The sequence below is a fragment of the Trichocoleus sp. DQ-A2 genome (assembly GCF_039961915.1).
In the GTDB taxonomy this organism is placed as follows: Bacteria; Cyanobacteriota; Cyanobacteriia; order Cyanobacteriales; family FACHB-T130; genus FACHB-T130.
The window spans coordinates 1-3,230 of sequence record NZ_JAMPKD010000051.1 but is presented as its reverse complement, the minus strand read 5'-3'; the positions used below and the strand labels follow the sequence as shown (position 1 = coordinate 3,230).

Sequence of the window (3,230 nt, the reverse complement as noted above, 5' to 3'; positions counted from 1 at the left end):
AACTTAATTGAAATCTTATGGAAGTTTATGAAATATGAATGGATAGAGATAGAGGCTTATCGGGACTGGAAAAGTTTAGTAAAGTATGTCAAAAATGTGCTAAAAAAAGTCGGAACCGAATATGTAATTAATTTTGCTTAAGCACTTATCAAAGTTTACTTGGTTCTATAACTTTGGATATTCAGATTGATTGGTCAGTTATAAATAGTTAGTATAGGCTAGCATTTAACATGATAATCCTGTATGCGATTCAACGAATTGGAGAGAGAACGTCAACGGAATCAATGTCTCACTCAAGAAAAGTTTTCTGAACACTTATTAACACTAAAGGAATGTATGGATGCACAGTATCAATATACTAAGTTGTTTTATGGTCTTTTAGGACAACGCCATCTCACTCAACATACTGATGCAGAAACGCCAATCGTATCAGCAGTAATTAAAAATGAAATTGCGCTTTACTCAACACTGATTTTAACAATAGATGGTTTACCCGGTTCTGGTCGGGTATTATTACGTTCAGTTTATGAAGCATTAATGATCGCAAAATTTGCATCTCTACGGCAGAGTGACAGTCTCATATCGAAATGGATAGCAGGAGAGACGATTTACTTCTCCAATGCAATCCTAAAGAAGATAATGACACCAGAAATTACTGAGCTTAAGAATCTTTGGGCAGTTTTATGTCAAGTATCTCATGCAACTATTTATTCATATCAGGTAACAACAAAATTTGAGGATATTGAGAATGAAACATCAGCAAATCTTGCTATTTTAGCCATGTTACTAGGTTGCAATTTTCATCTCATAAATAAACACTATGTAACAAACTCAATGGTTTATTTGGCAAAGGCTTACCATAGCGAAGAGGGGGAGTTTCCGCGCCGTCGAGATACAGCGAAGATTGCTACTCAAGCTGCAACTAAATTTCTTTCTAAGCAAGGTCGCCAGGTCATCAAAGAGTACTCTAAAGTGTGGCAACTATCTCCTCAAGTTAGTTCGTAGAATTTGCTCTAAACAGCAGACTAACATTCGGGTCCAGCAGATTGACCAAAACCGCTTAGGAGAAATGCTAAGGTATTAGCCCGCTGGCTCGATCTGTTAGATCGCTATGTATGTGACATAAGCTACGGGTTGTAAACAAATAAAGGCTAATCATTGGAGGTTATAATTGGAACTTCTAGAGATTGCAGGCACTACCAATGCTTAGAGAGTGAAGTGTAACTGCTAGATTCATAGTTTGAAATCTAAGTTCGCGAACACGTTTCTATGTACCGAAGGCATCGCATTGTATCCTTCAACTTAATACGATCGCCCGTTCGTTCTTGTAGGTCGTGGTTTAGAATCCGTGTCTAGTAGAGTTTTGGCTCAATTAGTGTTTGTTTAGGCAATAGTACAACTCAAATACGATAAGAGCATGGAATGTAATGATAGAGGAACATAGGTGGACAGAATTGCAACAACGGCAATGGATTTGTGATGTCGAAGATGTAAATCTGATACCACAAGGAGCTTCATTTATTAGCTTGTGGAAACAGTATACAAATGGCGTTGCGATCGCGCTGTCTATTCACTCTAAGAACGGTCAGTTTGTGTTGTATCAAGATGTGGGTCATGCGGCATCTGGAACAAAAAGAACTAATTGCGGTACATTTTCAACCACAGATGCTGCGGTACATCAACTGATTCAAGAGTGCGATGGCTGGGATAATACGTGGGGTATCTAATAGCAAGCCCAGGGAAATAACGGGTGGATAAATGAGCATTGTGTAGATAGCATCACGCTGTATTACCGAGGGTATCCGGGCATAGTAACTGAAGTGCTATGGTTTGACGATACGGGAAAAGTAAAGCAAGCTTGGGCTTGTTACGCCATTAACATAACAAGGAAGGGTGAGTTATGAAGCAATCGCCAATTTCATCTGAATCGATTTCAGCACCGAGCGGTAAGACAATATACCCAGAACCTTATGCTTCCCTTGTTCAGGGACGACAAAAGCGAAAACTGGGTGACTATTTTGGGTTGACTCATTTTGGAGTTAATTTGACCCATCTCTCACCCGGTGCAATTTCTGCTCTTGCTCACAGCCACTCAAAGCAAGAAGAATTTATCCTGGTATTGGAAGGCAGTCCAACGCTGGTACTCGGCGAAGAGGAATTCGTTTTGCATCCCGGTGACTGCTACGGATTTAAGGCAGGCACGGGTATCGCCCATCAACTGATTAATCGATCTGAAGAAAACGTAACCTATCTTGAGGTTGGCGATCGCACCCAGGGAGATGAGGTGGAATTCCCAAATGACGATCTCAAAGCCACACAATTGCCGAATAGGGAATGGGCTTTAACGCACAAAGATGGTCGCGCATATTAATAGCACTGCCTAACAACCATGCTGCACCAGAACATTCCGCGATCGCATTCTATCTTTCAACTGAATGCGATCGCCCGATTTTATGAGTGAAGTGGTAATTCAAACGGAGAGTCTCAAGCTGATTCTCCAATCGACTGAGGAAATCCTCGCCTGGGTCGAGTCCCTGAGTCCTGCTGATAAGGCGGAAATCTCACCCGATTGGCTGGCGCGGGTTTGCGCCTCGACAGCGGCAGACCCGTGGACGCATGGATTCTCCTTAGTGGAGCGGGCTAGCAGTGCCGTCATCGGGAGCTGCGCGTACAAGGGTCCCCCAGCCAGACCAAGGAGGAGTCGTTGAGATTGCTTACGGAGTAGACCCGGAGTATCAAGGGCGCGGGTATGCCACGGAGGCAGCTAGGGCGCTGGTCAATTTTGCGTTCCGCAGTGGGCAAGTCCGTCTAGTTCGTGCCCACACATGGGCGGAGAACAACGCTTCGATGCGGGTACTTGCGAAGTGTGGATTTGAGTGTATCGGTGAGGTGGTAGACCCAGAGGACGGTTTGGTTTGGAGGTGGGAATTACAGCGAGAAGCCGCCTAACAGTTCAGGACTTACGCAAAGACACTAGATATAGAGTAAAGGTCAAACAAGCCGCACGGGAATAGAGGGGTGTTTGAGTTCCTCAATCAAGTACTCAGAAAGCCATTGGTATTTCAGTTGATAAATGGTTTGAGAGGTCAGGATAGATAGTCTTTTTACCTACATTCTGCAGGTTCTGGGTAGAGTCAAAGAGATTTTTTGAAAGAGGAGTCAACGGCAAGCTACGCCAAATCAAGCTGTTAGGTCAACAGAGTTGATAATAACGACTGGCATCGGTTCCC

Annotated in this window: 5 protein-coding genes and 1 pseudogene; all 6 read left to right on the top strand. The window is 43.4% G+C overall.

What is annotated here, in order from left to right; all coding sequences use genetic code 11:
- Positions 1-141 (top strand): annotated as a pseudogene (locus NC997_RS26930) (IS630 family transposase); the annotation flags it as partial.
- 195 nt (positions 142-336) lie between these two features.
- Positions 337-1,005: a hypothetical protein gene (locus NC997_RS26925; protein WP_190523779.1), complete on the top strand. Its 669-nt coding sequence runs from the start codon at positions 337-339 to the stop codon at positions 1,003-1,005.
- Between the two features lie 422 nt (positions 1,006-1,427).
- Positions 1,428-1,727: a hypothetical protein gene (locus NC997_RS26920; RefSeq protein ID WP_190523778.1), complete on the top strand. Its 300-nt coding sequence runs from the start codon at positions 1,428-1,430 to the stop codon at positions 1,725-1,727.
- A 173-nt stretch (positions 1,728-1,900) separates the two neighbouring features.
- A complete protein-coding gene (locus NC997_RS26915; RefSeq protein WP_190523776.1) occupies positions 1,901-2,371 on the top strand; it encodes a cupin domain-containing protein in 471 nt (156 codons plus the stop codon).
- A 64-nt stretch (positions 2,372-2,435) separates the two neighbouring features.
- A complete protein-coding gene (locus tag NC997_RS26910; protein WP_206753336.1) occupies positions 2,436-2,708 on the top strand; it encodes a hypothetical protein in 273 nt (90 codons plus the stop codon).
- On the top strand, positions 2,647-2,949 hold the full coding sequence (locus NC997_RS26905; protein ID WP_190523774.1) for a GNAT family N-acetyltransferase: 303 nt from the start codon (positions 2,647-2,649) through the stop codon (positions 2,947-2,949). The genes NC997_RS26910 and NC997_RS26905 overlap by 62 nt, the downstream gene beginning before the upstream one ends.
- Positions 2,950-3,230 lie beyond the last annotated feature (281 nt).

Excerpts from the sequence above, each read along its gene's own strand:
- NC997_RS26925 (WP_190523779.1), top strand. The coding sequence starts at position 337 with ATGGATGCACAGTATCAATATACTAAGTTGTTTTATGGTCTTTTAGGA.
- NC997_RS26910 (WP_206753336.1), top strand. The coding sequence starts at position 2,436 with ATGCGATCGCCCGATTTTATGAGTGAAGTGGTAATTCAAACGGAGAGT.
- NC997_RS26920 (WP_190523778.1), top strand. The coding sequence starts at position 1,428 with ATGATAGAGGAACATAGGTGGACAGAATTGCAACAACGGCAATGGATT.
- NC997_RS26915 (WP_190523776.1), top strand. The coding sequence starts at position 1,901 with ATGAAGCAATCGCCAATTTCATCTGAATCGATTTCAGCACCGAGCGGT.